Annotated in this window: 1 pseudogene; it reads right to left on the bottom strand. The window is 32.0% G+C overall.

Annotated elements, in window-relative coordinates:
• Nucleotides 1–1,529 precede the first annotated feature (1,529 nt).
• Nucleotides 1,530–1,952 (bottom strand): annotated as a pseudogene (locus PVV57_RS10125) (hypothetical protein); the annotation flags it as partial.

Raw genomic sequence — 1,952 nt, 5'->3', positions numbered from 1 at the left:
AAAAAAAATTAATGGACATTTGAAAGCAACAAAGAAAGTAGAGGGGATAAGTGAAAAGAAACAAGAGGGGACGCCCTAAAATCATAGGGCAAATAAGAGAAGCCAATGGGCGTATATCACGTGCAAATCCGTATCATATATAAAAAACACAATAAAGTCAATATGTTGATTGCAATTATTTTATATGAATCCACTTAAGAATCCACACTTTTATGCATGTTTAAATTGACCACTTTTTATATAAGATTGCCATGTATGAATAGACCATAAAAAGCAAATCATGATGTGAATATTATAACGCATGTAAACGTTCAAATGAAATGAAAAGCAGATATTATTCATCACAGTTCATAAATTTTATGATACGTTTTTATCACAGCAGAAATCGCATTGTTTAAAATTTAGTCGTTTGGAATTATCGATAACATACGTTTAAAGATCACATCTTGTTTTAATGATTGGTTTGTAATCGTATAAAACTAAAATTATTGCTTCCCAAAATTGGGAAGCAAAAATCTATATCTCTTATAGCAATATTTTATTACCTATAAGAGGGTAATCGTTTGAAACTGTTATAAGGTAAATTGTATTAAAAGATACGCATTTATAGAAAATAGAGATCATATAGTTTTCCCCAAAATTGGGAAAAACCTTTAAAATGGCATTAAAGCAATTAACGGTTTGAAGCATTCATAAGCTTATAGGTTTAATTCATAAAGATTGCACAAAGGATTAAGGATAAGATCGCTTTTAAAACGCTTACTAAAAATTTAGAAAACGATAAGCAGGCATTGTACAGCCTCTATCATCACAATAAATATGAAATTCAAAACGTCATATCTTATGAAATTGAAAGCCTTTATGAATGATCTAACGCAAGCAAGCAAAAAACGTTTTAAAAGTATAAATTGAAAGATATGAAAGCAAACGAGGTCAATCAAAATTGGATTGGTTGCTTTTTCCAGCCCAAATATGGACCGGCTAAATTTTAAAGAAATTAGGTTTTAAAGAAAAGTAAAAATACGCTTATGAGAGCCTCTCTAAATGAATGTTTAAACGTTTAAAACATAAAATGAGATTTTTATAAAAACGTTTGAAACAGATGTTTATAACAGTTTTTAAAGCCTTACATTTGATAAAAGCGGTTGTTTATTGTCTTATGAGAGATTGTTTTGAAAGAAGCATTTTGATCATGTGCTTTATTTCAAAAGACCACCTCACAAATGAGGGTGTTATGATTGATAGGTTTAATAGCAACGAAAAGCGTTTATAGGCTTTCTCATTCAAATGAGTGAGTAAAAATCATACGCATCATACATTTCTTTTGATAAGTTTTCATATGTTAATAAAGCGCTTGCAATATAATACGTTTTGTATATATGAATTAACTCCTCCATTGTGGATGATTAATTTTAATCATTAGAATCGTTCTTAGAAAGCCGCGTCATATCAGTTGGCACGGCTTTTTTTTGAATTCTTTCTTTTATGATGGGTTTATAACCATAAAGAAGGCGCTCCCATACCTATTTTTATTCTGTTTTATCAATAATCTTAACGACATTATTGTTTTCATAAACCTCATAATTTTTTGGAACCAACTTTGCTTTGCTTTTTGTATTGATTGTTGCATTGCCATAAGCACGCCCCCAGATTGTTGCACAATGTGAGATTTTTGCATTGCCATAGACAGATCCATAAACCTCACAAGAGCCCCCCACGCGCGCATTGCCATAGACCTTGCCATAAATCTTTGCACGACCATTAATCACAGCATAATTATAAATTTTCGCATGGCTATAAATGCAAGCAGAGCCACAAACCTTGACATGACCATAGACGCGTGCATAACTAAAAACCGTAGCATCATAAGAAACATGGGCATGGTCATAAATATGAGCATCAGCAAGAACGCGAGCAGCACCACTCACATGAGCATTGCCATAAACATTGCC

It is taken from the genome of Bartonella sp. AU15XJBT, assembly GCF_028618615.1.
Lineage (GTDB): Bacteria > Pseudomonadota > Alphaproteobacteria > Rhizobiales > Rhizobiaceae > Bartonella.
Note: the sequence above shows the minus strand (reverse complement) of the source record. Positions and strands in the feature narration are given on the sequence as shown.